At 59.9% G+C, this 24,059-nt stretch carries 19 protein-coding genes and 2 pseudogenes; 17 read left to right on the forward strand and 4 right to left on the reverse strand.

Going from position 1 to position 24,059, the window contains the following annotated elements; all coding sequences use genetic code 11:
• Nucleotides 1-784: 784 nt before the first annotated feature.
• Nucleotides 785-1,339 carry a peroxiredoxin gene (locus AC0L2F_RS28575; RefSeq protein ID WP_473250692.1) on the reverse strand — a complete coding sequence of 185 codons (555 nt, stop codon included), beginning with the start codon at nt 1,337-1,339 and terminating at the stop codon, nt 785-787.
• A 529-nt stretch (nt 1,340-1,868) separates the two neighbouring features.
• Between AC0L2F_RS28575 and nifH the strand changes: the two genes are divergently transcribed.
• Both nifH and AC0L2F_RS28585 read left to right on the forward strand, forming a co-directional pair.
• Nucleotides 1,869-2,759, forward strand: coding sequence for a nitrogenase iron protein (gene nifH / locus AC0L2F_RS28580; RefSeq protein ID WP_007600043.1), 891 nt, complete (start codon nt 1,869-1,871; stop codon nt 2,757-2,759).
• A gap of 66 nt (nt 2,760-2,825) precedes the next feature.
• Entirely contained in the window at nt 2,826-3,554 is a 729-nt protein-coding gene (locus tag AC0L2F_RS28585; RefSeq protein WP_085351808.1) for a nitrogen fixation protein NifQ, read from the forward strand.
• A 438-nt stretch (nt 3,555-3,992) separates the two neighbouring features.
• On the opposite strand, the gene AC0L2F_RS28590 is transcribed toward AC0L2F_RS28585, so the two are convergent.
• Complete coding sequence (locus tag AC0L2F_RS28590) at nt 3,993-4,145, reverse strand: hypothetical protein (protein ID WP_473250693.1); 153 nt, start codon at nt 4,143-4,145, stop codon at nt 3,993-3,995.
• 104 nt (nt 4,146-4,249) lie between these two features.
• Between AC0L2F_RS28590 and nifW the strand changes: the two genes are divergently transcribed.
• The 9 genes and pseudogenes from nifW (at nt 4,250) to AC0L2F_RS28635 (ending at nt 16,185) form a co-directional block, all read left to right on the forward strand.
• Nucleotides 4,250-4,582, forward strand: a complete 333-nt coding sequence (nifW, locus tag AC0L2F_RS28595; RefSeq protein WP_473250710.1) for a nitrogenase stabilizing/protective protein NifW — start codon at nt 4,250-4,252, stop codon at nt 4,580-4,582.
• A gap of 1,119 nt (nt 4,583-5,701) precedes the next feature.
• Nucleotides 5,702-6,817, forward strand: coding sequence for an electron transfer flavoprotein subunit alpha/FixB family protein (locus tag AC0L2F_RS28600; RefSeq protein WP_473250694.1), 1,116 nt, complete (start codon nt 5,702-5,704; stop codon nt 6,815-6,817).
• 11 nt (nt 6,818-6,828) lie between these two features.
• A complete protein-coding gene (locus tag AC0L2F_RS28605) occupies nt 6,829-8,136 on the forward strand; it encodes an FAD-binding protein (protein ID WP_473250695.1) in 1,308 nt (435 codons plus the stop codon).
• Nucleotides 8,137-8,176: 40 nt separating this feature from the next.
• Complete coding sequence (locus AC0L2F_RS28610) at nt 8,177-8,473, forward strand: ferredoxin family protein (protein WP_007600062.1); 297 nt, start codon at nt 8,177-8,179, stop codon at nt 8,471-8,473.
• Between the two features lie 572 nt (nt 8,474-9,045).
• Entirely contained in the window at nt 9,046-9,576 is a 531-nt protein-coding gene (locus AC0L2F_RS28615) for a hypothetical protein (protein ID WP_473250696.1), read from the forward strand.
• 715 nt (nt 9,577-10,291) lie between these two features.
• A pseudogene (locus AC0L2F_RS28620) lies at nt 10,292-11,491 on the forward strand (IS256 family transposase).
• 458 nt (nt 11,492-11,949) lie between these two features.
• Nucleotides 11,950-13,359 (forward strand): group II intron reverse transcriptase/maturase, encoded by a 1,410-nt coding sequence (gene ltrA / locus AC0L2F_RS28625; RefSeq protein ID WP_473250697.1) that lies wholly within the window; start codon nt 11,950-11,952, stop codon nt 13,357-13,359.
• Between the two features lie 1,113 nt (nt 13,360-14,472).
• Nucleotides 14,473-15,360, forward strand: a complete 888-nt coding sequence (locus AC0L2F_RS28630; RefSeq protein ID WP_473250698.1) for an energy-coupling factor ABC transporter permease — start codon at nt 14,473-14,475, stop codon at nt 15,358-15,360.
• A 303-nt stretch (nt 15,361-15,663) separates the two neighbouring features.
• Nucleotides 15,664-16,185, forward strand: a complete 522-nt coding sequence (locus AC0L2F_RS28635; RefSeq protein ID WP_007605661.1) for a thermonuclease family protein — start codon at nt 15,664-15,666, stop codon at nt 16,183-16,185.
• 669 nt (nt 16,186-16,854) lie between these two features.
• Here the strand turns inward: AC0L2F_RS28635 and sugE are convergent.
• Both sugE and AC0L2F_RS28645 read right to left on the reverse strand, forming a co-directional pair.
• On the reverse strand, nt 16,855-17,169 hold the full coding sequence (sugE, locus tag AC0L2F_RS28640; RefSeq protein WP_007600067.1) for a quaternary ammonium compound efflux SMR transporter SugE: 315 nt from the start codon (nt 17,167-17,169) through the stop codon (nt 16,855-16,857).
• A 91-nt stretch (nt 17,170-17,260) separates the two neighbouring features.
• A complete protein-coding gene (locus AC0L2F_RS28645) occupies nt 17,261-18,151 on the reverse strand; it encodes a radical SAM/SPASM domain-containing protein (protein ID WP_473250699.1) in 891 nt (296 codons plus the stop codon).
• Nucleotides 18,152-19,190: 1,039 nt separating this feature from the next.
• On the opposite strand from AC0L2F_RS28645, the gene AC0L2F_RS28650 reads away from it, so the two are divergent.
• From AC0L2F_RS28650 to AC0L2F_RS28675, 6 genes and pseudogenes are all read left to right on the forward strand, one after another.
• Entirely contained in the window at nt 19,191-19,982 is a 792-nt protein-coding gene (locus AC0L2F_RS28650) for a hypothetical protein (protein WP_473250700.1), read from the forward strand.
• A 103-nt stretch (nt 19,983-20,085) separates the two neighbouring features.
• Nucleotides 20,086-20,589 carry a matrixin family metalloprotease gene (locus AC0L2F_RS28655; protein WP_473250701.1) on the forward strand — a complete coding sequence of 168 codons (504 nt, stop codon included), beginning with the start codon at nt 20,086-20,088 and terminating at the stop codon, nt 20,587-20,589.
• A gap of 93 nt (nt 20,590-20,682) precedes the next feature.
• A complete protein-coding gene (locus AC0L2F_RS28660; protein WP_473250702.1) occupies nt 20,683-21,837 on the forward strand; it encodes a S1 family peptidase in 1,155 nt (384 codons plus the stop codon).
• 11 nt (nt 21,838-21,848) lie between these two features.
• The gene (locus tag AC0L2F_RS28665; RefSeq protein ID WP_473250703.1) at nt 21,849-23,288 is read left to right on the forward strand and encodes an alpha/beta hydrolase; all 1,440 of its coding nucleotides are present in this window, start codon (nt 21,849-21,851) and stop codon (nt 23,286-23,288) included.
• Between the two features lie 271 nt (nt 23,289-23,559).
• Nucleotides 23,560-23,607: pseudogene (locus tag AC0L2F_RS28670) on the forward strand (hypothetical protein); the annotation flags it as partial.
• Nucleotides 23,608-23,613: 6 nt separating this feature from the next.
• A complete protein-coding gene (locus AC0L2F_RS28675) occupies nt 23,614-23,961 on the forward strand; it encodes a hypothetical protein (protein ID WP_473250712.1) in 348 nt (115 codons plus the stop codon).
• The last annotated feature ends 98 nt before the right edge of the window (nt 23,962-24,059 follow it).

Below are 24,059 nucleotides of genomic sequence, written 5' to 3' on the forward strand. Positions count from 1 at the left end.
GTGCGATTGCCGGCCAGTTGGTCGTCTCAGGCTCGGCGCCGACGGTTAGGTCGTGCGGCGAACGAGCTGACCGGTTTCTCCGTCGATCCGGTTACTTGACCTAAACCCGACCGATTGTCGTGTTCAATCAGCGACTCAAGCGAATCGCTCGTCGCAACGTGCTGCTTAGGCGCTGAATATAGATTTGCCGGGCCCGGAAAATACGGTGTGCGAGCGCGTCGATCGACGGCAGGCACACCTCGTTCGCCGCTAAGCCATCTGCCGCTGCGTCCACCCTGCTCAAGGCGCGGCGACTGAAACCTAGAATGCCCCAAGAGGAGAGATTGGTACCCTCTTTCCGACCCGTGGGCGCTGGATCGACCCCTTGAAGTTGCATGCCGGTAAGCCGCAGATAAAAGAGAACCGCGGTCCGGCCTACGACGAAGTATAAGGAACTCCGGCGGGAGATGTGCGTCCGGCAGGCGCAGAAGCGTACAAGCGTTTGTATGTTCATGGGCAGCCGCGCTGGCATCCGCTTGTGTTCGAGATGATGTGAGGTGAACGAAGCGGCCGTGAACGCTGTTCATCGTCGTGATCGAGACCGTGGATATCGCCGCCGCGACTGCCGCGCGAATATCGCGGCGGCGGCGTCAGAGTTCATGACCGGTAAAGAGACCTGAATTGCGGGTCGCACGCGCTAGCAGTGTTTGCGGCAGCATCGTCTCACCTGACATCATCGAAGAACGATTGCGTCTGACGTCCCGCGGCCGGAACGCTCGTCCAACTGCACGATCGATATGTTGCCTCAGGCAATTTTAAGCGTGTCGCCGCCGATTTCGCGGTTGCAAGGGCAGAGCTCATCAGTCTGTATCGCATCCAGAACGCGTAACGTGTCGGTGGGGCTGCGGCCGACATTGAGGCTAGTCGCATAGACATGCTGGATCGTGTTCTCAGGATCGACGATGAAGGTATAGCGATGTGCGATGCCATCACGCGAGCGCACTCCAAGGCCATCGACCAGTGCGCCCTTGGTGTCGGCAAACTGCCAAATGGATAGACGGTGCAGGTCCTTATGGTCACGCCGCCAGGCGAGCTTGCAAAACTCGTTATCGGTCGACCCACCAAGCACGATTGCGTCGCGATCGGCGAAATTCTTCGTCAGGCGGGCAAACTCGGCGATTTCGGTCGGGCAGACGAATGTGAAATCCTTCGGGTAAAAGAAGATGACTTTCCATTTGCCGGGGAAACTTTTCTCAGTCAGCGTCTCGAAAGCGCTTTGCCCGTCCTCCTCCTGCAGGTGAAAGCCGGGCTTCACGCCTATGATGTCGAACGGCGGCAACTTACTTCCAATTCCAAGCATATTGTCCTCACAACATCGGGTCTCACGGAACAGCCTTCAGCGACTGAGCAAGCAATATGCCACCCGATCTGGCGGCAAGTGCCCGCCATGCCCTCGTGGAACATTCGCCTTTGATGTTGGCGACGTCCTCGAGCCCGATCTGCAACATGTCGTCTCCTCAATTGTCTCGGGCGTAAGGCGCGGGATTTCCCGTTTGTGCTCCTTGGCCGGCGCTCGCAGTGGAATCCGAGCGCCGAGGCTTTGTCGGGTTTCTGTCAGAGCCCTTGCAGCTGTCCGGTCCGCCACAGCACGCTGGCGTCCGAGGCCACGCTGTTAGTCGAGGGTGATCAGAGGCTTAATGCAGGTGCGAAGGAAATGGCACGCCAGTTGCTAACTGGATGGAGCAACAACGAGCGAGGGCTGAGGGCACGCCGACGCTGATGGCGAGCGATGGCCTCCTTCCCGAAACTCGTGTGCCCATGGTTTCTACGAGAGAAACAGGCTCGCGCATTCGGCGCGAAAAATTAGCAATCGGTTGATGGAGAGCAACATGTCTTCGCTGAGACAAATCGCGTTTTATGGCAAGGGTGGCATCGGCAAATCGACGACGTCGCAAAATACGCTGGCGGCCCTTGCTGAGCTGGGCCAAAGGATTCTGATCGTCGGCTGCGATCCCAAAGCGGACTCGACTCGCCTCATCCTGCACGCCAAAGCGCAAGACACCATTCTGAGCCTGGCGGCGAATGCCGGCAGCGTCGAGGACCTCGAAATCGAGGACGTCATCAAGCTCGGCTACAGGGACATTCGATGCGTCGAGTCCGGTGGTCCGGAGCCGGGGGTCGGCTGCGCCGGACGGGGCGTGATCACGTCCATCAACTTTCTGGAAGAGAATGGCGCTTATGAGGACATTGACTACGTCTCTTACGACGTGCTCGGCGACGTCGTCTGCGGCGGCTTCGCGATGCCTATCCGTGAGAATAAGGCACAGGAAATCTACATCGTGATGTCCGGCGAGATGATGGCGATGTATGCCGCCAACAACATCTCGAAGGGTATTCTGAAGTATGCGAATTCCGGCGGCGTGCGTCTCGGCGGCCTGATCTGCAACGAGCGGCAGACCGACAAGGAGCTGGAGCTTGCCGATGCTCTTGCCAAGAAGCTCGGCAGCCGGCTGATCTACTTCGTGCCGCGCGACAATGTCGTGCAGCACGCGGAGCTGCGCCGAATGACCGTGCTAGAATACGCGCCGGACTCCAAGCAGGCGGATCACTATCGCAATCTCGCGACCAAGATCCACAATAATGCCGGACAAGGCGCTATCCCGACGCCAATCAGCATGGACGAGCTCGAAGATATGCTCATGGAGCACGGCATCATCAAGCCCGTCGACGAGAGCCAGGTCGGCAAGACCGCTGCCGAGCTTGCCGCTATTTCGGCATAGTTCATGTTGTCGGCCTTCTCGATCCGGGAAGGCCGACATCGTCCACTCAGAAGCTGTGCGAAAGTTATGATCGGCACACAAGGAAAAACGGCCGACACGATCTCATCTCGCGTATCGGTAGCTCACGCCGCCGAGCAGCGCGACGCGAGTGAGCTCTACCAGCTTCTGACCGGGCGCCATCCGGCAGAAGTCGACATCAGCGACAATGATGACTTCGATCACCATGTGCTCGCTTGCATTCTGGCCACATCAGCCATGGATGGCGGCCAACTTCCCGAGCGGGCTGGCTTGACCAACCAGGAGCTCAATGCGCTGTTGGTGCAATACTTCCCATCCACCCCGGTCAGGAGCTATACCTGGCGCGATCAGTCCGCCTTACCGGCGCCTGACGAGACAGTTATGGTACGCGACCTCCTGCTTGCGCAACGTTCCACTCGTGGCGAGGTTGGCGGCTGGCTCGCGACGATGATCGCGCGGCGCGCCATGGAGCCTAATCACTTGTGGGAAGATCTCGGCCTGCGGAAGCGGGATGAATTGTCCCGTGTCCTCATGCGCCATTTCGGGCCGCTGGCGGCTCGCAATACGAAGAACATGCGCTGGAAGCGCTTCTTCTATCGCATGCTATGCGAAGATGACGGCCTGGTGATGTGTACCACGCCGGTCTGCACGGAATGCAATGATTTTGATCTTTGCTTCGGCGAAGAGAGCGGGGAGAGCCGGATGGCCGGACGTCGGCGGGATCATCTGCGCCGCCTTGATGACGCCGTCCAAGCCGTCCCAAGCTTGAAAGGCTGAGTTCATTATTGATACCCCTCTTTGGCGCCATTGCGGGTATATCCTACGAGCTTTCGGCCACCTGTCGCATGGGAGGTGAAAACAGGTCGGGGCAAACGATTGCGCGCACCCGACCTAGGGTCGAGGCGGCGTCTGATGATCGTGGGTTGATAGCTCGAGGAGCCGACAATGCGCCGCTGAAGGAAGTTGCCGTCGCACTCAGACAGCTCCGTTGCGGTGATACCGGCGTGCTGCTATCCGAACTGGAAAAAACCGCGGTCGTCGGTACAGCCCCTGCGTCCCGTACCGTGCCGCTTAACAAGGCGATTGTCGACGCGCATGTCTTTACCAATGAATCCGGCATCCACGTCCACGGGCTGTTAAAGGACCCGGCGCAGCTACGAAGGGCTCGACTCGGGGCCGCCCGAGCGCTCCCTCCGGATTGTAATCGGCAAGCATTCACGGTTCGGCGATCACCTTGCTGCTGTCGTGCAACTTTCTTTCGGCGTCGAGCAAAGCGAAACCATCTCCGCGCCCGTCCGCAAGCATGCCATCGTGCACCAAGGCCTGGTTGCGCAGGAAACGGTGGTGGCGATCTGGCGCGACATTCACGAGAGCTCGCTCGTCACCAGCGAATCAGCCACGCGCGTCGCGCGATCGGGTTGAAACATTCCAGCCTGGTCGTTTCTGGGCGCGGATCGAGATGGAGGTTGAGAATGACGACGGATGGGATCCTTGCGCGATTGAACAAGGCCTCTGCGGCAGAGGATTTTTTTGCACTGCTCAGCGTCGAGTACGATGCAAAAATCGTCGATGTGGCGCGGCTTCATATCCTGCGCCGCATGGGCCAATATCTCGCAGGCGAGGAGTTGACCGGTGCATCTGATCCTGAGATCGCCGCGCGTTGCAGGGCCACGCTTGAGCGCGCCTATGCCGACTTCGTCACGTCCTCGCCGATCGAACAGCGCGTATTCAAGGTGCTAAAGGATGCGACCGCACCACAAGCGAACAAGCATCCCGCATTGGTCCAGCTCGATTTGTTGGAGTGAATTGAGCTTATATGTCGTGCTCTGGACCGTGAAGGTCCCAAGAGCCTCACAGCAAGCCATGGCTTCGAATTCAAGCGGAAAGTTGCAGTTGCGCCTCGCGGATCCGCAGTTCATCACCACGGCTCCTTAGGGGCCAATCACGACTCACCGCCGATATTTCCATCCTTTCGAGCTGGTACGCAGGTGTACCTATCTCCTGCAATCATGTGCCGGCAGCGGGACCGCACATGTTGCGCGGAAAACTCAGCAATGTTTAGATGAGTGTCTTCTGTCGCATTCCGGACAGGGGTCAGTACGATCTCGAATGTTTCGACCTCGTGAGAGGCCGCCAATCCGACTTCGTTCTTCAGTAAGATTGTGAAATAGCGGTCAATTTTCATCGCCTGCGCAATTGGTACGACAATTGCTGACATATGCTCAGCTAGTCTGGAGCAGCGCATGCACGTCTTGGTCCGCATCGATTGTATTTTTGACGCCGCGCAGGTTCGCGCGCGCTGCCTGCCGGCACCATAATGCGTCGCGACGCCAAAGCGATGGTCGCATACTTGGCTGAGCTGAAAGGTGCGTTTGATTCGTGCGCCCCCGTTGGCCGATCCTTGGCCGAGGTTTCGCGGGGGGAGGCGCTGTTGGCTGGGCGCCTTGAGCGCCGCCCCTCCTGTCCTCGCCAGGAGTTGCGGGCCTGTCGCTATGATCGGGAAGAAACAAGCGCACTCGGAGCAATGGGATCGCGCTTCCACCGGCAACGACGCGGCCGACAATCGTACCAGCCGAGCCTCTCGCAAGTCCTCAATCTGTTGCACCTCGGTTGCATCTCTAAGATGAGGAGGACCAATCGACCGGCACGCCTGACCGGCCCGGTCGGTGCCTTAGCATTGCCCGGAACCAAACCGTCCTCCCAGAATGCCGCATCCGGAACGAACCCGAAGCGCATGCTTCCGGGCTCGTCGTCAAGATCCAGCAACGGCTGTGTCGGCCCCGCGCTGCTGCCAGGCGGTGCTGTCGCGATGCCGGCCGGCATCCGGCCCGACGCTTAACTGAAAAAACTTCAACGCGAATTCCAACCTGGAGGCGGAGCATGCTGCGCTGGCGAGCCGCAACTGAAGGCAAATGGGAGTACAGATGATGAGCACCACACCGAAAAGTGCAGCTCCGGCCGCGGGTGGTGGTCGCGCGGCGACCAAGAGGGAGCTGCCCGAGCGATTTAAGCCGTATAAGCACGTCTGGGTTTTCATCGAGCAGGAACGCGGGGTCGTGCACCCCGTCTCATGGGAGCTGATGGGTGCCGGCCGCCGGCTCGCCGACAAGCTCAATGTTGACCTCGCCGCGGTTGTCATCGGCCCGGTCGGGGAGACAACGCAGCAGGCGGTCGCCGAATCGTTCTGCTACGGCGCCGACCTGGCCTATATCGTCGCGGACAATCTCTTGGCCGATTATCGCAACCAGTCCTATACCAAGGCCCTGTCAGAGCTGGTCAACACTTACAAGCCGGAAATCCTACTCCTAGGGGCAACAACACTCGGCCGTGATCTCGCCGGCTCAGTGGCGACCACACTGCTCACCGGCCTAACTGCCGACTGCACCGAGCTCGATGTCGATGCCGACGGCTCGCTTGCAGCGACCCGGCCGACGTTTGGCGGCTCACTATTGTGCACGATCTACACACTCAACTATCGTCCACAGATGGCAACCGTCCGTCCGCGCGTGATGCCGATGCCCGGGCGCGTGACAGGCGCCGTCTCGCGCGTCATCTCGCATCCGCTCGGACTTGTAGAAGAAGATATCGTCACAAAGGTCCTGTCATTCCTGCCAGACCGCGATTCTACAAAGTCCAACCTTGCCTATGCCGACGTGGTCGTCGCTGGAGGGCTCGGTCTGGGATCGCCTGAAAATTTCCAACTGGTACACCAGCTCGCGGACGTGCTTGGCGCCGAATATGGCTGCTCGCGGCCGCTGGTCCAGAAGGGCTGGGCCACCTCGGACCGACAAATCGGCCAGACCGGGAAAACCATCCGGCCAAAGCTCTATATCGCGGCCGGCATTTCCGGCGCTATCCAGCATCGCGTCGGCGTGGAGGGCGGCGACCTCATCGTTGCCATCAACACTGACAAGAATGCTCCGATCTTCGACTTCGCCCATATCGGCATCGTCACCGACGCCATTCGACTGTTGCCGGCGTTGACCTCTGCATTCCGCGCGCAGCTATCGCCGCACTCGCACGACCGCATCGCTGGCTAGGGGAGCTTGTTATGATTCAGGAAAGATTCGACGCCATCGTCGTCGGTGCTGGCATGGGCGGGAACGCGGCGGCGCTTACAATGGCCGAGCGGGGCCTGAAAGTGCTGCAGCTGGAACGCGGCGAGTATTCCGGGTCCAAGAACGTGCAAGGGGCCATCCTTTATGCCGACATGCTGGAGAAGCTGATCCCGAATTTCCGAGAAGATGCGCCGCTTGAGCGGCATCTAGTCGAGCAACGCTTCTGGATCCTGGACGAGCGTTCGCACACCGGGATTCACTATCGATCCGATGATTTCAACGAGGAGAAGCCGAACCGCTACACCATCATCCGCGCCCAGTTCGATAAATGGTTGTCGCAGAAGGTCCGCGACGCCGGCGCTACAGTGCTGTGCGAGACCACGGTGACCGAGCTCCTCCAGGATTCCTATGGCAGGGTCGTCGGGGTGCGCACAGACCGCGATGGGGGTGAAATCCATGCAGATGTTGTCGTGCTGGCCGAGGGGGTGAACGGAGTGCTCGGGACGGGCGCGGGCTTAAGAGGGCGGCCGAAACCGGACAAGGTCGCACTCGCGGTTAAGGAGATGCATTTTTTGTCACGCGAGACAATCGACGCTCGCTTCAATCTCAAAGGCGACGAGGGGCTCGTCATCGAAGCGGTCGGAACCATCTCCCGCGGCATGACCGGTATGGGCTTCATCTATTCCAATAAGGAATGCATCTCGCTCGGTATTGGCTGTCTTGTTGCCGACTTCCAGCGTACCGGCGAGACGCCTTACGGCCTGCTCGAGGGTTTCAAGCGTCATCCATCCGTCGCGCCGCTCATCGAAGGTTCGGAGGTCAAGGAATATTCCGCGCACTTGATCCCCGAAGGTGGGTACAGGGCAATCCCGCAGCTTTGCGGGGAGGGCTGGGTGGTCGTCGGAGACGCCGCCCAACTTAACAACGCCATCCATCGCGAGGGGTCCAATTTGGCGATGACGTCGGGCCGTATCGCGGCGGAAGCGATCTGCCTTATCAGATCGCGAAAAGATCCGATGACGGCCAAAAATCTTTCACTTTACAAGAAAATGCTAACTGATTCTTTCGTGATCAAGGACCTGAAGAAGTACAAGGATATGCCGGCACTCATGCATACCCACTCGCAGAACTTCTTTCTCACATATCCGCAGCTCTTCTCCAGGGCGATGCAGGATTACGTGCGCGTCGACGGCACACCAAAGCTCGAGAAAGAGAAGCTGATGCTGAGCTCGTTCATCAAGGCGCGGTCTTGGAGTGGGCTGTTTAGCGATGCCCTGCGCATTGCCCGGGCCTGGCGGTGATCCAAACCTAAGACAACGACGAACGACGGAGCCAGAAACAATGCCGAGCGAGCCATCCCAACGTGTCGAGGATAAACTATTCTACAACCGTTATCTTGTCGATTCCGGCCGTGCCCATATCAAGGTGCGTCCGCACACCACGCCATCCTCGCGGCTCTTGTCGATGTTGAAGGCCTGCCCTGCACGGTGCTACGAGCTCAGCGATAAAGGTCATGTTGAGGTGACAGTCGACGGGTGTATCGAATGCGGCACCTGCAGGGTGATCTGCGAAGAAAGTGGTGATATCGAGTGGAGTTACCCACGCGGCGGTTACGGTGTCCTATTTAAGTTCGGTTAAAACTTCGGGTGAGGGCCCTGCCACGGCGGCTGCGTCGTTCTCGCGATCCAACGAGATCACGCGTGAAATCGGCGTTAACCCGGTCACGTTCAACCGGTGTCCCAATCTTTCCATCTACCCGGCGGGCCCTTGCATGTGGACAAACGCAGTTTTCGGTTTCCGCTATAATATTTCCGAAGATAGCCAAAGCGAGCGGATCCGAAGCAAGGGTGCAAACGCAACGTCGTCCGTCTCGGATCTGGTCCACGGTCTGGTTGTCTTCCGGAATATCTGGCCGGTTTCGTCCTCCCTGGAAGGTTGGCGGTGATCCGCCCGCCGCCACCGGCTCGCTGCCTATCACCTACTGACAGAATGTTGGAAGCAGGCCTTCGCTCGCCGTAGCCACGACCCGACAACATGCCATCCCGCGCCTTGTAGACTAGAAAAGCACGAGCCCATCACGAAAATAGCGCATTCTGAGTCCTTCGCGCGACCGCCGGTTCCGCGTTCGTCAGGCGGACTGCGCGCATGCACCACACAACTTTGGACTTCCATTCCGCTGTATCGCCGGGATATATCGTCCGCCGGAGAGCATGACGATGGTTCGGGTACAAAAGAGCAGGGCAGGAGCTAACGCGTGGCGAGCAGATGCAGGGCGTGAGAGTTCGATTGGCGACATCCAGGCTCGCATAGTCGAACTGAGAAGCTTGCCGCGCGAGAAGCTCGCGGATGCGGCGTTCATGCTCTCGATGAATGCACGAAGCCAGCGCGAGTTGATACGAGAGGCAATCGAGAAGCGCGCCGCGGTCGAGTTGGACTTTGATCCGCCGGCGAAAGGGGATTTCGCGACCTATCTCGCCAATGATGTGGTCTCGACCTTACGCGACCACGTTGCTGAACTTCCGACCTTGATGGACCTCTTGGTTCAGCGAGCGCCTGACGTCGGCTTCACCGTCCATCGGGAGGAGGCCGTTTCGCTGCTCGCCGCAATCGTTCGCGAACAGCGGCTCGAAGGAGTCCTTGAAGGCCTCAGGCTCGCCGGCCTTCTGAACGAGCCAGCTAAGCATCGCCATGGCGGGTTCTGTTCAGAAGTGGATTTGGGGGAAGTTGCCGCCCGCACGTGAGTGGCGAGGGCGCTTTGAGGACAATCCCTGCAGATGGAATGTCTACAGGCAACAGCGACGTCGGATATCTCGGCGCCTGCTTGCGAGGTCAAAACCGCTTGAAATTCGCGGCGCAGTTCCTTGTCGTCCGTTTATCGCTGACGCGGAGCTGCCATGCACGCTCCATGGCAGTCCCGAGCGCGTATAGCTCGGCGACCGTCGCGTTAGTCAACCCGAGGACCGCGGTTCGGAGCTTTCATGTTCAGTTGTAGCACGCGCGGTGCGCTGCGCTCCTCGATCCTGGAGCCTTTCGCTAACAGCCAAGCAAGGGAAATCACCGAAGGAGACGTCGACCGAGCCGCGGCGATGTGTCAAAGCGGCGAAAGGCGATCGCTCATAGCGAGGCGCTCTGGTGAAATCGGCCGTCCTTGTTCCGGTCGTCACTGGCCGCGCGCTGGCGGACGACGGGGAAGGCCAGGCAAGTATTCCGCGAGCTACTCGGCAACACTGGATAAGCTCAGTTGCGGTCCGCCGCAACCTGACAAAGGGTCTTCTCGGGTCACGCTGGATCGCGGGGTGGGTCGTGTCCTCGGTGGTGGTGTAGCTCGGTAGAGCAAAGCCGCCCGGACGCGCGCCTTCAAATTGCGCCGTAGCGGGCGGGCGGCTTTGCGGTGGTCACCGGCAGTTCTCCGGTAGGATCGGGTTGCGACACGCCAACGCAACCGAGGAACCACCGATGACCGACGACATGATGAACCTGCGCACGCTCGTGGAGAAGACCCCTGATGCCGATCTGCTGCGCGAGATGATCGGCTTTGCCGCCCAGCGCCTGATGGAGCTGGAAGTGGAGGGCCAGACCGGGGCGGCCTAGGGCGAGAAGAGCCCCGAACGCCCGGCCCAGCGCAACGGCTACCGCGACCGGATCTGGGAGACCCGTGCCGGCGCGGTCGAGCTGCGCATTCCCAAGCTGCGCAAGGGCTCCTACTTCCCGGGCTTTTTGGAGCCGCGCCGGATGGCCGAGAAGGCGCTCACCGCCGTGGTTCAGGAAGCCTATGTGCAGGGCGTCTCGACCCGTTCGGTGGACGATCTGGTGCAGGCGATGGGCATGACCGGCATTTCCAAGAGCCATGTGAGCCGGCTGTGTGGCGAGATCGACGACAAGGTGAAGGCCTTCCTCGCCCGTCCGATCGAGGGCGACTGGCCGTATCTGTGGATCGATGCCACCTACGTGAAGGTGCGCCAGAATGGCCGCATCGTCTCTGTCGCGGTGATCGTCGCAGTCGGCGTCAACAGCGACGGCCGCCGCGAAGTGCTCGGCATGGACATCGGTCCTTCCGAGGCCGAGACGTTCTGGACGGCGTTCCTGCGCAAGCTCGCCCGCCGCGGCCTGCGCGGCGTCAAGCTGGTCATGTCCGACGCCCACGAAGGCATCAAGGCCACCGTGGCCAAGGTGCTCAATGCCAGCTGGCAGCGGTGCCGCGTCCACTTCATGCGCAACGCCCTGGCGCATGCCGGCAAGAGCGGCCGGCGTGTCGTCTCCGCCTTCATCGCCACCGCGTTTGCCCAGGACGATGCCGAGGCCGCGCGAGCGCAGTGGCGCAAGGTCGCCGATCAGCTCCGGCCCAAGCTGCCCAAACTTGCCGGCTTTCTCGACGAGGCCGAAACCGACGTGCTCGCTTACATGACGTTCCCGCCGCAGCATCGCACCAAGCTGCACTCGACCAACCCGATCGAGCGTCTCAACGGCGAGATCAAACGGCGGACCGAGGTGGTCGGCATCTTCCCCAACGAGGACGCCATCACTCGCCTCATCGGCGCGATCCTGCTCGAACAGAATGATGAATGGGCCGTCCAGCGTGCCCGCTACATGACACTGGAAACCATCGCGCCGTTGAGCGATGATCCGAGCGTCAGCATCATGGCTATCGCCAGCTGACCAGCCCGGCTCCAGCCGGCGAACGCGGTGACCCGCCGCCAGCTACACCACGCCACGGGAGTACGTCATGCCAAGCTGATGAATGCTTGTGGGTGCAAGTCCCATCCGGCCAAAGCCGAAGCAGGCAGGCCGGGACCGAGTCTTGCGGGCGTCGCGGCAACGCGGGGTTCGAAGTGTAGACAGGAGCCATGCGGGGTGCGGGAATGAGCCTCGAAAGGTGGATGTTCGCGGAGGCCGAGTGTGTTCCCTAAACACGAAGGCAGCATGAGCATCGTCGTTATGCGAGACGATGCCGCTCCGTCGGGGTCGATGGCCGGATCACGCATGGAAGGTAATCATCGGAACATGAGAGGCCCGACCGGGTCCGTTGGATTGGTCTCCAACGGGGGGCAGCGGCAAGGCAGTGCCAGAGCCGCGGTCCGAGCTGAGGTCGGGAGTCGGACTGGTCCATAGTACCTGTGAAGTCGTCGAAGGAAACGAGACGCATGGAGGGAAGGGGCCAGCCCGAGGGGAGCCCGCGCGAGAAGGCCAGGGTCCGGACACAGAGCCGGGTTGCCTTGCCGCCGAACCTCGAACGGGTGAACACGGCAGCCAAGCAGGCTGCCCAAACCCGGTTCACGGCCTTGCTGCACCACGTCGACGAGGACGCTCTGCGTCGGGCGTTTCGACGACAAAAGCGGCAGGCCAGCGCGGGGGTCGACGGGATAACGGTGGCGAAGTACGAAGAGAGGCTCACGGATAACCTCCGGGAGCTCTGCGGACGCGTCCACACGGGTCGCTACCGGCCACAGCCGGTGCGACGAGTCTACATCCCCAAAGCCGACGGTGGTAAGCGGCCTCTCGGTGTGCCGGCGCTAGAGGACAAGATTGTCCAAAGCGCGGTAGCCGAGGTGCTGAGCTCCGTCTACGAGGTCGACTTCCTCGGGTTCTCCTACGGCTTCCGGCCGGGGCGGAATCCTCATATGGCGCTTGACGCCTTGCACACGGCGATCATGAGCCAGCGCGTCAACTGGGTGCTCGATGCCGACATACGCAACTTCTTCGACTCGGTCGACCACGAGTGGCTGCTGCGGATGGTGGCGCACAGGATCGCCGATCCTCGCATATTGCGGCTCATAGAGCTGTGGCTGCGGGCCGGCGTTCTTGAGAGCGGCGAGAAGCAAGAAACGGACAGGGGTACCCCGCAGGGGGCGGGCATCAGTCCGCTCCTCGCCAACATCTTTCTGCACTACATCCTCGATCTCTGGACCCATCAATGGCGCCGTCGCCGCGCACGCGGTCGCGTTGTGGCCGTTCGCTATGCGGACGACTTCGTCATGGGCTTCGAGAGCAAGGTGGATGCGCAGGAGATGCTCTTGGCCCTCAAGGCGCGGCTGGCCAGCTTTGGCCTGATGCTTCATGAGGGCAAGACGCGGTTGATCGAGTTCGGTCGATTTGCGGCCCTCTCGCGTCAGCGGCGCGGCGAGCGGCGACCCGAGACCTTCGCCTTCCTCGGCTTCACCCACTACTGCCGGCGGACCCGGGACGGCCGGTTTATCGTGACGCACAAGACGGAAGGGAAACGCCTGACGCGCAAGCTGACGGCGTTGCGCCAGGACGCCTGGCGGCTCATGCACGAGTCACTGGCCACCCAGCACAAGTGGTTCGCCGCAGTGCTGCGTGGACACTACGGCTACTACGGCAGGCCGCACAATTATCCAGCGCTTAACGGCTTCTACCGCGAAGTGCGTCGGATCTGGCTGCACTGTCTGAGACGGCGCAGTCAGAAAAGCCGGCGCATGGGCTGGTCGGAGTTCGAGGCCCTGACGGCACGCTTCCGTCTGCCCGTTCCACGCATCACTCGCACTTGGGCGCAGGCGCGGATATGACGCGGGTTACCCTCGGGAAGAGCCGGGTGCGGGAAAGCCGCCTGCCCGGATCTGTGAGGGCGAAAGCCAAATGGCTGAGCTACTCGACCACGATCTCGGGGTGAACGCTCTGCCGCGCGTCTGCCATACACGCATGATCGTTGATCGATCTCCGGAGAACTGCGCCGGAAGTCGCCTCGCCTATTTGCTCGGTCGCGAGCCGCACACGGATTTCGTCGAACCTCGCGTGCACGAGCACGGCGAAGGCTTGGCCAAAACACGCCGCCGCGCGCGCCGAACAGCGGGTTTCCGCGCAACTACCGGGCCTGATACGTTAGTAAGCCCGCTCAGAGGCCAGAAAGCGCCTCGCGTGCTGTGACTCAGCCGCACTTCACTGAGCTGCTGCAATAATCTGACCGCATCCAATCGCAACTTCTATCGCGATCAGCACGACTATAACCCTCCAGACGCAGCGAGCGCCGTGTCTCGATGATGTCCGTCGGCGCGTTGGCCGTTCCGGAGATGGCCCGCAGTTTGCGCTGGAGCATCTCAAGACCCTCCTTCAATTCGTATTCGTCTTTCAGACACGAATAGAGCCGCTCCAGCTCCGGCTTACCCCAGAGTGCGCGGGCTTCTCGGCAATGGCTGCGCTCCCCCCGACACGCTGCTGGACCAGGAGCGCATCGCCGATCAGCTGGAGAATGCCCTTGGGCCCCCCGCGCGGTCGGCCGCGCTCGGCTAGTTCGCGTGCAAAGGGTCTCTTCGCTCTGACGGCCGCAGGATTTCCGATCCAAGAGGGGAGATAGAACGATTGTTCGAAACGGCACAGGTTGAGCAAAGACGGGGCCCCCAATGTGTGTTCGATTTCACCCAGAGTATGTCAGCTAGCTCACACGGCGAGCCTTGCGGGGGCGGAACGTTTCAACGCGCAATCAGAGGCTTAAGCGCGGTGACGGGGCTGGCATAGCTGTTGCTATCGAAATCTCGCAGACCGAGCGGAGGCTGAGTGCACACCCCGTCCGAGATGGGGAAAGCAGGACGTTTAGCGGTGGACCGAGGTGCGGAAACTGAAATGCGGTTTCGAGCGGTCTACCACACAAGGCCCGAGTACAAAGGCAAGAGGGACCTGAGACCATGCATATCGAACCGGGAATAGTAACAGGCGCCAAGCTTGTGTTAAGATACGCGATAGGCCTTGCGACGTGCTGCGTCGCCGCCAAGCTTCTGGTCGAGACTATGCGCGAGCGGGGCGCTCCGTCATTTGCTCTGCAAGCCATCGCTGCGACGCTTGTGTTCATGTTCTTCGAGATCCTGCCGCACTTTGCGGTTGGGGTCTCCGAGGTGCGCTTCGTCCCCGGCTCGATGCTGTTTCTGTTGTTCGGCGCGGCGGCGGCTGCGTTTGGTCTCGCGCTCGGCCTGTTGCTGCAAAACATACTCTTTGTTCCGGCCGACCTGCCGCGATTTGGTATGAATGCCACGACGCTTCTAGTGCCGCTGTTTGCGATCCAGGCGCTCGCCAATCGGCTCATCCCGTCCAACACCGCGCATCGCGATCTGCAGTACAGCAAGGCGCTTGCCCTCTCGACTGCGTATCAGTGTGGCATCGTTGTCTGCGTCACGTTTTGGGCCCTCTACGGCGCGGGCTTCGGCGCCGCCAATCTCTATAACATCGCATGGTTCGCGGTTTCCTACGCACTTGTGGCCCTGGTCCAACTAGAGGTTGACCTGGCTGTGTTGGCGCTCGCGAAACAAGTTGGGCAGCGTGACTGCGGGAGGAGTTGTCGCCAACCGCCTGTAGAAGGCATGTTGCCGTTGGTAACAACGATGGCCGTCGGAGCGCCCGTTTTGCTAAGCGATGCATACGCTTTCCCTTATAGTTGCCGTGAGCAGCGACCGCGGACGGCGCGTGCTAGCTATCGGTGCCAGCAAGTCGGCCGAGCTTATGCTCATTCCCGACAAGGCCACCAGGAATTCATATCACGCCAACTTGCGGCCGGCCGTCTGCGCCTGCTGGATGGCTAATCAGCGGACGCGCACGACGGATTTCGTCCTGCCGGCGCGCGATGCAGTCGAGGCGGACTGCCGCAACGACGTGGAACAATGGCCTCATTCGGTCAGCGCAGCAGGCGGGTCACACAGCATCGTGGGCGAGGTTGGACGCGAGGGAGGTGTTGCGCTGCTCATTCAGGGACATTCATCTGTCGAGCGAGCTTACCTATTCAACATTAGCACCCTTCTGGGCACTGCGATCGAGCGCCTTTGGCCACTTGGCAGCGCTCTGCTGCGCTCGTTGGGAATGGTTGCGGTCCGACAAAGAAAATCGCCATGCCAGGCTTGATCGTGGTGTTGACCATGCTCGCACTGTTCAGCATCGTCCTGGCCGGCGGGCTGACGGGGCCGGCAAAGGTCATCAGTACCGACACCCTTGAAATCAACAGAACGCGCGTTCGACTCTGGGGCATTGACGCGCCGGATGAGACCCAAATGTGCCGAGATATCAAGGGCAATCCATATCAATGTGGCCTCAGGGCCGCGCGCGATCTTGAAAGCTTCGTTGAAGATCGCGAAGTCAGTTGCGTGCCAGTCCTGGAGGATGAGTGTGGACGGACGATAGCGACCTGTTCAGCTGGTGGCACCGATATTGGAGAATGGTTGGTGCGCAACGGTCTCGTGCTCGATTGGAAGCAATACTCCAGGGGACGATACTATGCTGCGCAACGCGCGGCCGATCGTGCCGGGCTGGGCTTATGGGCGGGCAGCTTTGCCGTACCTTGGTTATATCGAGCGTGCATTCGGTTGGGTGGTCGACCAGCCAGCTGTTCTGACGACGCGAACGCACATCCTTGATGGCTACCCCTACACCAGAATACGCGGTTGCTCCGCGTGAGGTGACAGTCACGGGCGAGCTGGCTCGGTCGGGAGTGAGTCAAGCTCACCACTGCCGCCCAACCATGCTCAACGAGTAGGATGGTCTCGTACTCTTGGGCGGGATGGTCGGAAGCAGTTCGGAGCAAACGAAGACGCTCTGCCGATCATATCGTTCTGTGATGCATCTTCTCCCCTGCAGCTCCGTAGGGCAGACATCGTATGACTCGGGCAAGCGAACTTTCTTAGCCGGCGCCCCGGAGCACCAGCGGCATACCTGGGATCCAACTGTTCTATTCGTATTCGCGAGTTCGGTGGCGAATTGTTCGTGCCGCTCCGCGTGGTACATCGTGCCAGACGCCATGGCCGTGGGCACGCCGGTTGCCGGCCGGCGTATCGTCCTCACCATGGGCGTTCGCGTTGCGACACTGAGGCTAGCGGTCAACGGGTCTCGGCCCAGAGGGCCTGCATCGGCATCTGGTTCACGGCGACTTTCTTCGGCCACAGTATCACGGGGCCGTTGTCGGCGCAGCGCCCTCGGCGGTGCGCTGGAACGCGCCCAGCTCAATTGTCCATGCCGGACAATCACGGCGGCAAGTCTCCGATCCTTGCGGCGTTGACCTGGTGGGGTCAATGCTTTCGACGTTTTCGTCAGGACACGAGCTTCAGCCCGACAATGCCGGCCACGATCAGTCCGATGCTGGCAAAGCGAAACGCGGCGGCCGGCTCCCCGAACAGGATGATGCCGAGCGCCGCGGTGCCGACCGCACCGATGCCGGTCCAGACCGCATAGGCAGTTCCAATGGGCAGCGTCTTCAGAGCTAGGCCGAGCAGGATCACGCTGCCAGCCATGGCCACGAGCGTGAGCACGGACGGAACGAGCTTGGTAAAGCCCTCGGTGTATTTGAGGCCAATTGCCCAGGCGACTTCCAGGAGGCCGGCGACCAACAAAATGCTCCAGGCCATGGCGACCTCCGTTCATGGCGGGGTCGTCCCCGCGGCTGATGTGATGATGAGCGGCAAGGCCGTCCTCGCCTGGGCTCCCGATTCGTTTCGATCAGTCAGGGTCAACTGCTCTCAAGGATGAGCATTCCGACCTCAGTGGCTCGGCGAATTCACATGTTCGACAAAGCAGAAAACCGTCCGCGCCGTTCATGCGACTGGCAATCTTGCCAAATGTCGCCCCTTCGAAGAGATCCTTGTGTCTGTCGCGGAGAAGGTTGCCCAGAACGTGCCGTCGCTCAAAATCCATGCAGCAGAAAGTAACGTCGCCGTTTGGGAGAAGAACATTCCGATATTGCCGTTCGTCAGGACATTTCAGCGCTCCAACGATTGGCTGTCGTGCTTGAACCACCCTAAGATTGCCGCTCCCAGGCCTGCTGCGCGGGGGACGCGCGCGAACGAGCGCTTCGTCAGGTATTATGTCGACTAGTTCGGGATGCACCTCGCCCATGACTATGAAGAGCAGTGACGGAATGCCGGCATCAACAAGTTGGCGCATCAAATCGACATAGTTGCGCCTGACGAGAGCACTGTCCATATGCGTGCCGTTATCAAAAACATGCACCAGGAAAACGCGGAACTGCAACGCACGCAAGCGTCTTAGATCCCGCCCATTCATTCCTACCAGGGTTGTAAAAATCCGGATTCCATGGCCACACGCGTAGGCATGCTCAACCATTTCGGTGCAAGCCGGATTAAGCCAAGGCTCCGAATACCCGGAAAAGCTGATGTCCACAGTTGCTGGTACGCGCGCCAGGCACCGCTTGAAATCTTGCAAAGAAAGATGCTTCACGTCGGATATAGCTCTTTGCCGTTCGGCGAACTTGTCCTGCTGGCAATAAGAACATCCGACGACACAGCCGGTTGTCGTGGTTACCTCCAAGACCCTGCCGCCACTAATTGCAGAGCGCAGCTCCTGTGCAGTCATCGATTGTATATTATCCACGTCCGCGCTCCGCCATTGGGAACAAAGAGATCTTGAGGGGGCACCCTCGCGTTGCATCCCTCATGTCGGTTCGCTCATGCAATCCTCGGTTCGTCGCCCATCACCGCGACACTTCACGGTCGCAAGCCGCGGCCGCGATAGATGAAGACAGCGCCGACGGCTCACTCACCCTAGCGCCCCCAGTCCAGCAGGATCCGGTGGCTGCCGAGTGCACATGCATCGACGGCGTCGATCTAACCTCTCGCTTGTTCCAACAAGCATCACTCATGCCATTGGCGGTATTGTCCATAAGCCGACATATCCGCGATAACTGTCTTCGCAATGGCACAACGGAGGCGCAACTGCGATCGAAAGCGTACAATATGACGCTATGTACGATTCAAGCTCTCTCGAAATGAGTTGAATGGCAGCCATCCTATGAAATGTGAGGCCGTTGCCGCCGCCCCGAGGGCCATGTCATCATCATCGACGTGCATCGGGACCGGCCGCGCGAAGTGCCGACTGGGAGTGCACTTTGCCGCAGTCAAGAGTGCGAATTCTTTAACACGACTTCATGCAGCAAGTCGTGAATTGCAATAGTTGGAAACGCTATACAAGGGAGCGGCGTCGTCATGCTCTCCCATGCTCGGGAGGCGGCTGGATAAATATCCGGGCGCCAGCGCTACGGCCGGACTTGCGAGGCGTCTTCTCGATGATGGTCCAGAACAGGAGTGGGGCCGCGCTGGCCTTGCGTACGAATGCTCCGCCCTACTGGCTTCCGACTTTTTCTAAACCGCTGGAGCAAGTCGGCGGCGCTAGTAGGGCACGGCCGACTTCACCTATATCTACGATATCGCGATGGGCAGTTTCACGGTTGGCTCGGGCGCGGTTCGCTCATCGTCTTTCACGGGGATCAGTTCACCGACAACCCCATTGCTCGAACGCGAGAGGCGAAAGGAATACCTGAAGATCTACAAGAGGCGGCCTGAAGAGGCGTTCGATAGGTACGCTCATTTCGACATCGACCCCTTCCTGTACGGCACATTCTTTGGAGTTGAAGGTGACCGATACCGGCGGGCTCGGATCCGGTACAGCATTCGACTACAAAAGGATTCTGAGCGTGAGCAGTAATGACGTGACCCATCTGGGCCCCACTGCTTCAGCCCAGGATACTTATGACCTGATCTGGTCATTTCTGATGAAGCAGAACGCCCAGCTAGCGTCCGATACGGCGCCGGCGCCGGCGGATCCAGCAAGGTATGAGCGTGGCTGCTATCGAGGAGCGCCTGCGGACCTGATCGAGCTCGAGGCCCTCGCCGAGCATAAGTATCCGGACCGCGCCGCCTACAAGCGCATCTTTGTCGATGCATCCAAGCCGCTCGCAGCTTGGTTACGGGACAACGCGATCCTCATAGCCGCCAACAATCTCACGCCGGCCATGCCTTCGGAGAGCGCGGAGCCGGCGCAAATGACTTACACGTTTTCAGTCCAGGTTACTGGCGGCGTCGAGGCAAAATACTCTCTCACTTCGTCGCGCTGGACGCCTGCTGCAGTCCAGGCGTCGGCCTCCGCTCAGCAGTTCAGTAATCTCGGAATCTACATCAACGGTCCGAATGCCGTCCCTGCTAACGGAGCCAAATCCGGGTCCGCCGGCTATGCGGACAAAACGCCGCCGCTTGGATCAAAGGACAATCCAATTTACACGGCACCCTCGCCGGGAGGAGAAAAGTCGCAGGAATTCCCGGGAGGAGCCGGGTCCACCGGGCGCCGTACGGGCGCTGGGCCTCGGACAAATGGTTTCATTGTGGCGCCAGTGCCTGTGTTCCCGCCGACCCCTACACCGACGCAGTAGGAAAATGTTTCGTCTGTGGCTGCCCAGACTCGTCCTGTTGCTCGTCCTCTTGTTCTGCTGGGGGGCGAACGCTCAGCCTGCGCTTCCTTCGGGAGTCTCCGAAATGGAGCTGTACGGCACGGTCATTCGCGGGTCCAAATGGGACATCAAAGAGATACCGGTCTGCTGGGAAAACCTGCAGGCGAAGGATCAAAAGTATGCCGGTCTTGTTCGAAAAGCGGTTGCGGAAACGTGGGAGACTGCGGCGCAAGGTGGCGTGTGGTTTGCGAAGACTTGGCCGTCCTGTACGGGCGGCGCGCCAGGTGTGCACGTGCGGGTCGCTGATGAAGGCGCCCACACCGACGTCATCGGCAAGTATCTCGACGGGAAGCCATCGGGCATGACTCTCAATTTCAGTTTCGATCATTGGAGCAAAGGCTGTCGGCATAGACGCGAGTTCTGCATCCGTGCGGTTGCAGTCCACGAGTTCGGACATGCTCTTGGTTTTACGCATGAACAGAACCGCGACGATGCGCCGGAGCAGTGCCGCAACGAGAAAGCTTCTGGCTCGGTCGGCGATTATAAAGTCAACCAAGTACGACCCGAATTCCATAATGAACTATTGTAATCCAGCATGGAATGGAAACGGACAGCTCAGCCCTCTCGATATCGCCGCTGTCAGGACATTCTATCCGTCCTGACACTCGGTCTTTTGGTATCCATGAGCGCTCCCGCGCAGGCTGATCGTGCGCCAGTGCAAATTGCTGCGCGTTACAACGTCAGGACGGTTCACGTCCAGTTCGTTGGCGTGATGTACAACGACAAGCAGGAAGTCGGCGGCGGCTCCGGGCTGCTCATCGGCGACAGCCTCGTGCTGACCAACAGCCATGTGATCGGACGCGAGGAGAACTATAAGAGCTTCGAAGTCAATGCCCGTCTCGGGTCGCGCAATGCGAACCCGATCAAAGTCACTGCGGTTCATCGCGACGATGCCAGAGACTTGGCTCTTCTCGAGCTGTCGCTGTCCGCCGGAAACAGCGGAGGCGCCTCTCGTTGTCCGATGCCCGTGATCGATGACAACCAGCAAGCCCCGATGGGGACTCAGCTTTATCTGCTCGGTTATCCGCTCGATCTGGATCTGAGCATATCGAGCGGTCTGATAAGCAACCAGACTAGCCCGAACGGTCGCTGGCAAACGAACACGGTCATGAACGTCGGCAACAGCGGCGGCCCCGCATTCAACGAGTTCGGCGCCCTGCTGGGGATCGCAGTTGGCGGCATCGTCAAGTGGAACGAGGCTGATGTTTTTGGCGTCAACTTCATCATTCCCGCCACCGTGATTACTGCAAGCCCCCTGTACAGCATGATCGCGGCCATTCCGCAGCCGTCTGTTTGCTGGACCAAGTGGGTCGAGACAACGATCTCGTTTGAGAACTGGACGAAACTGAATTCCACGCATGTGCAGACGCAAGCCAATGCCGGCGTGAAGATCCCCGAAATCCTCTCCGGAGCGATCCATACGCTTCTGCCCGAAGACCGCCGCCTCATCGTGAACGTCCCGGTGTCGCAGCTGGTCGACCCGAAGCTGATCGAGCGGGCGTATACGGTGGACAAAACCAAGGACGATCACCCGGTCGTATTTGCGGAGCATTCGGCGGACTATGCCGAGACTTTCACTGCTGAGCCCGGCTACCGCATCACAGGGTGCACGTGGCACGTTGAGACCGCCAATGGTGCCAGCAATATCGGTTGCGCGATCAACGGCGGCGGGGCGGAGGTTCGCTTCACCTTCAAGCTTACCAGCGGACCTGCTGTCGACAGGTATCGCGGATGGCTGGGCACTACGGTCAACGTTTCCCAAACCCTTGCAAAGTAGGTAGCTGATCGATGGTCATGCTCGTCTTGCCAATTCGAGGTTCGAACCGGTTGCATCGGCTCGGCCACGCCTTCCAGCAGCTTCGAACAGTGCTCATTGTCTTGTTTTGCGCGCTCGCGACCGGTTGCGCCCACCAGGGTCCGGCCTCGCAGCAGGCCAACCGGCATATACAGAAGGCGCCCCAGAAACATGAGAGCGCGTTCAAGAAATACGGCTATCGCTATGGCCCCGGGTACTACCACCATGTCCGGCACTATCATGCCTATCGGCGACGGACAACCGGTGAGGCGAGCGAGGAGGCGCCTCCCGACAAACGCAGCACCGGAGCCGCGGTGGTGGTCAATAGATCTGTGATTAAGGGGTTGGTACCCGTCTACTTCGCCACCAATCGCGTGGTGACCGGTGGGTCCGGTCTGGAATTGACCCAGATCTCCTATAGTCGTGCGGCCACCAACACATTTGGCTGCGTGACGGTTAGCATTCCCATCGTTCACAAGATGGGAGAAGTCGAAACGCCGAAGACAAGCTGTTTCGGGATACGCAAGGAGGCGGAGGCCGATGGAAAGCATTTCCGAATCCAGAAGCTCGATCGTCTTTCCCGTGAGGAGTTTGCTTCCGCTATCGCAAATCCGGCCGACAGCCTGATGCTCTTTGTGCACGGCTACAACGTTGCCTTTTCCGACGCAGCCTTCAAGGCTGCTCAAATTGCTTTCGACGCGAACTACAAAGGCCGTGTCATGATGTACTCCTGGCCGTCCAAGGGCGGAGTGAAGGACTATGACTACGATCGGGAGAGTGCTTTGTACGCTCCGGATGGCTTGTTCGATCTCCTCCAGCTCATTAAATCGGCGGGCAAAGTCTCACGGATTATCGTGATTGCGCATAGTCTGGGCAGCGAGGTGGTTTTGGGCGCCTTGCAGCAAGCCGCGCTGAGCCAGACGGCGCTCGGGATTACTGAATTGATTTTTGCGGCCCCGGACGTGGATCGCGACATTTATCTTCAGCGCGCGAGCCAAATCAAGGCAGCGGCGGGCGCGGTGACGCTGTACGCGTCCTCGACGGATCTCGCGTTGCTCGCCTCCATGGAGAAAGCGCAATCCACGTCGCGAATGGGGTTCGTAACCAAGAGCGGGCCAACTCTCGTGCCCGGTATCGAAACGGTCGATGTTTCTGCTGTGGGAAGCGAAATGTTTGCTCTAAATCACAGTACGTATTCAACCAGCCGCGCGGTTCTCGATGACATAGGCCGGATCATCTCGTCTTCGACGCATCTTAAACCCCCGCAGCGGACCCGACCCTGCGATCGATGCCCGACGATTCGAATGCGACTTATTGGATGTATCCATATTAAGAATCGCTCTTCGGCTGTTTGCAGAGTTGGGCCACAAACCTGGCAGATGTGTGCGCGTTCAACGCGAAAATTAAAACACACGGAGGCGAAAACTGATTGATTGTAGGGCGGATGTGGTTTCTCAATCAGCGGGTCCCAGGTTCGAGTCTGGTGCGCCCATCAAAATAACGGGCGGCAGTTACTGGCGCGCCATTGGCTCGAGTCACGTCTGAGTTCGGCGTGTCGAATAATTTGCCTTGCGGAAAGCGGCAACCAAATTCGTAGGTCTCTTTTCCGATATGTGCCAAAACTGGATCGGCTGCTCCAGCTAGAGATCTTCGCCAAGACCGCCGAGCTCGGCAGCCTGTCCAAGGGCTGCGCACATTCGGCGGATGTCGAACGCGGCCGCGAGCCGACACCTGAGCGGACTGGAGGAGCGGCTCGCGGTGCGGCTGATCGAGCGCAACATGCGCCGGCAATGGCTGACCGAGGCAGGGCAGGATCTGGTGCAGCGTTGCAGCCCGCTCCTGAACGACGCCAAAGCCGAGGATGGCGTCAGGAACCGCACGCTGTCGCCCAAGCGCATGCTGCGCGTTACGAGTTCGCTGTCGTTTGCGATGATCTACATGGCGCCGATGCTGCCAGCATTTCGCAAGCTCTACCCTAAGCTCGACGTCCAGATCATCGCGGCCAACCGTTATCCCGATTTCATCGAGGCCGAGTCTCCCTCCGGCGAGGGCCGCCTTGTTGGATTAGTCCAATTGGCGCGTAGCAGTCTTTATGGACAGCCATAAGCCAGTACTCAGCTTGGGAAGCTCGATGTTCTCAAGGATATTCAAAGTGTTAGCTGCAAAACCAGCGCCAATTCGCCCCAATCCCATCAATACCTTAC

This window comes from Bradyrhizobium sp. Ken64 (assembly GCF_055807555.1).

Coding starts and splice junctions, on each gene's coding strand:
- AC0L2F_RS28615 (WP_473250696.1), top strand. CDS start 9,046: ATGACGATGGTTCGGGTACAAAAGAGCAGGGCAGGAGCTAACGCGTGG.
- AC0L2F_RS28665 (WP_473250703.1), top strand. CDS start 21,849: ATGGTCATGCTCGTCTTGCCAATTCGAGGTTCGAACCGGTTGCATCGG.
- AC0L2F_RS28610 (WP_007600062.1), top strand. CDS start 8,177: ATGCCGAGCGAGCCATCCCAACGTGTCGAGGATAAACTATTCTACAAC.
- sugE (WP_007600067.1), bottom strand. CDS start 17,169: ATGGCCTGGAGCATTTTGTTGGTCGCCGGCCTCCTGGAAGTCGCCTGG.
- AC0L2F_RS28630 (WP_473250698.1), top strand. CDS start 14,473: ATGCATATCGAACCGGGAATAGTAACAGGCGCCAAGCTTGTGTTAAGA.
- AC0L2F_RS28660 (WP_473250702.1), top strand. CDS start 20,683: ATGAGCGCTCCCGCGCAGGCTGATCGTGCGCCAGTGCAAATTGCTGCG.
- AC0L2F_RS28655 (WP_473250701.1), top strand. CDS start 20,086: ATGGAGCTGTACGGCACGGTCATTCGCGGGTCCAAATGGGACATCAAA.
- nifH (WP_007600043.1), top strand. CDS start 1,869: ATGTCTTCGCTGAGACAAATCGCGTTTTATGGCAAGGGTGGCATCGGC.
- AC0L2F_RS28635 (WP_007605661.1), top strand. CDS start 15,664: ATGCCAGGCTTGATCGTGGTGTTGACCATGCTCGCACTGTTCAGCATC.
- AC0L2F_RS28600 (WP_473250694.1), top strand. CDS start 5,702: ATGATGAGCACCACACCGAAAAGTGCAGCTCCGGCCGCGGGTGGTGGT.
- nifW (WP_473250710.1), top strand. CDS start 4,250: ATGACGACGGATGGGATCCTTGCGCGATTGAACAAGGCCTCTGCGGCA.
- AC0L2F_RS28585 (WP_085351808.1), top strand. CDS start 2,826: ATGATCGGCACACAAGGAAAAACGGCCGACACGATCTCATCTCGCGTA.
- AC0L2F_RS28605 (WP_473250695.1), top strand. CDS start 6,829: ATGATTCAGGAAAGATTCGACGCCATCGTCGTCGGTGCTGGCATGGGC.
- AC0L2F_RS28575 (WP_473250692.1), bottom strand. CDS start 1,339: ATGCTTGGAATTGGAAGTAAGTTGCCGCCGTTCGACATCATAGGCGTG.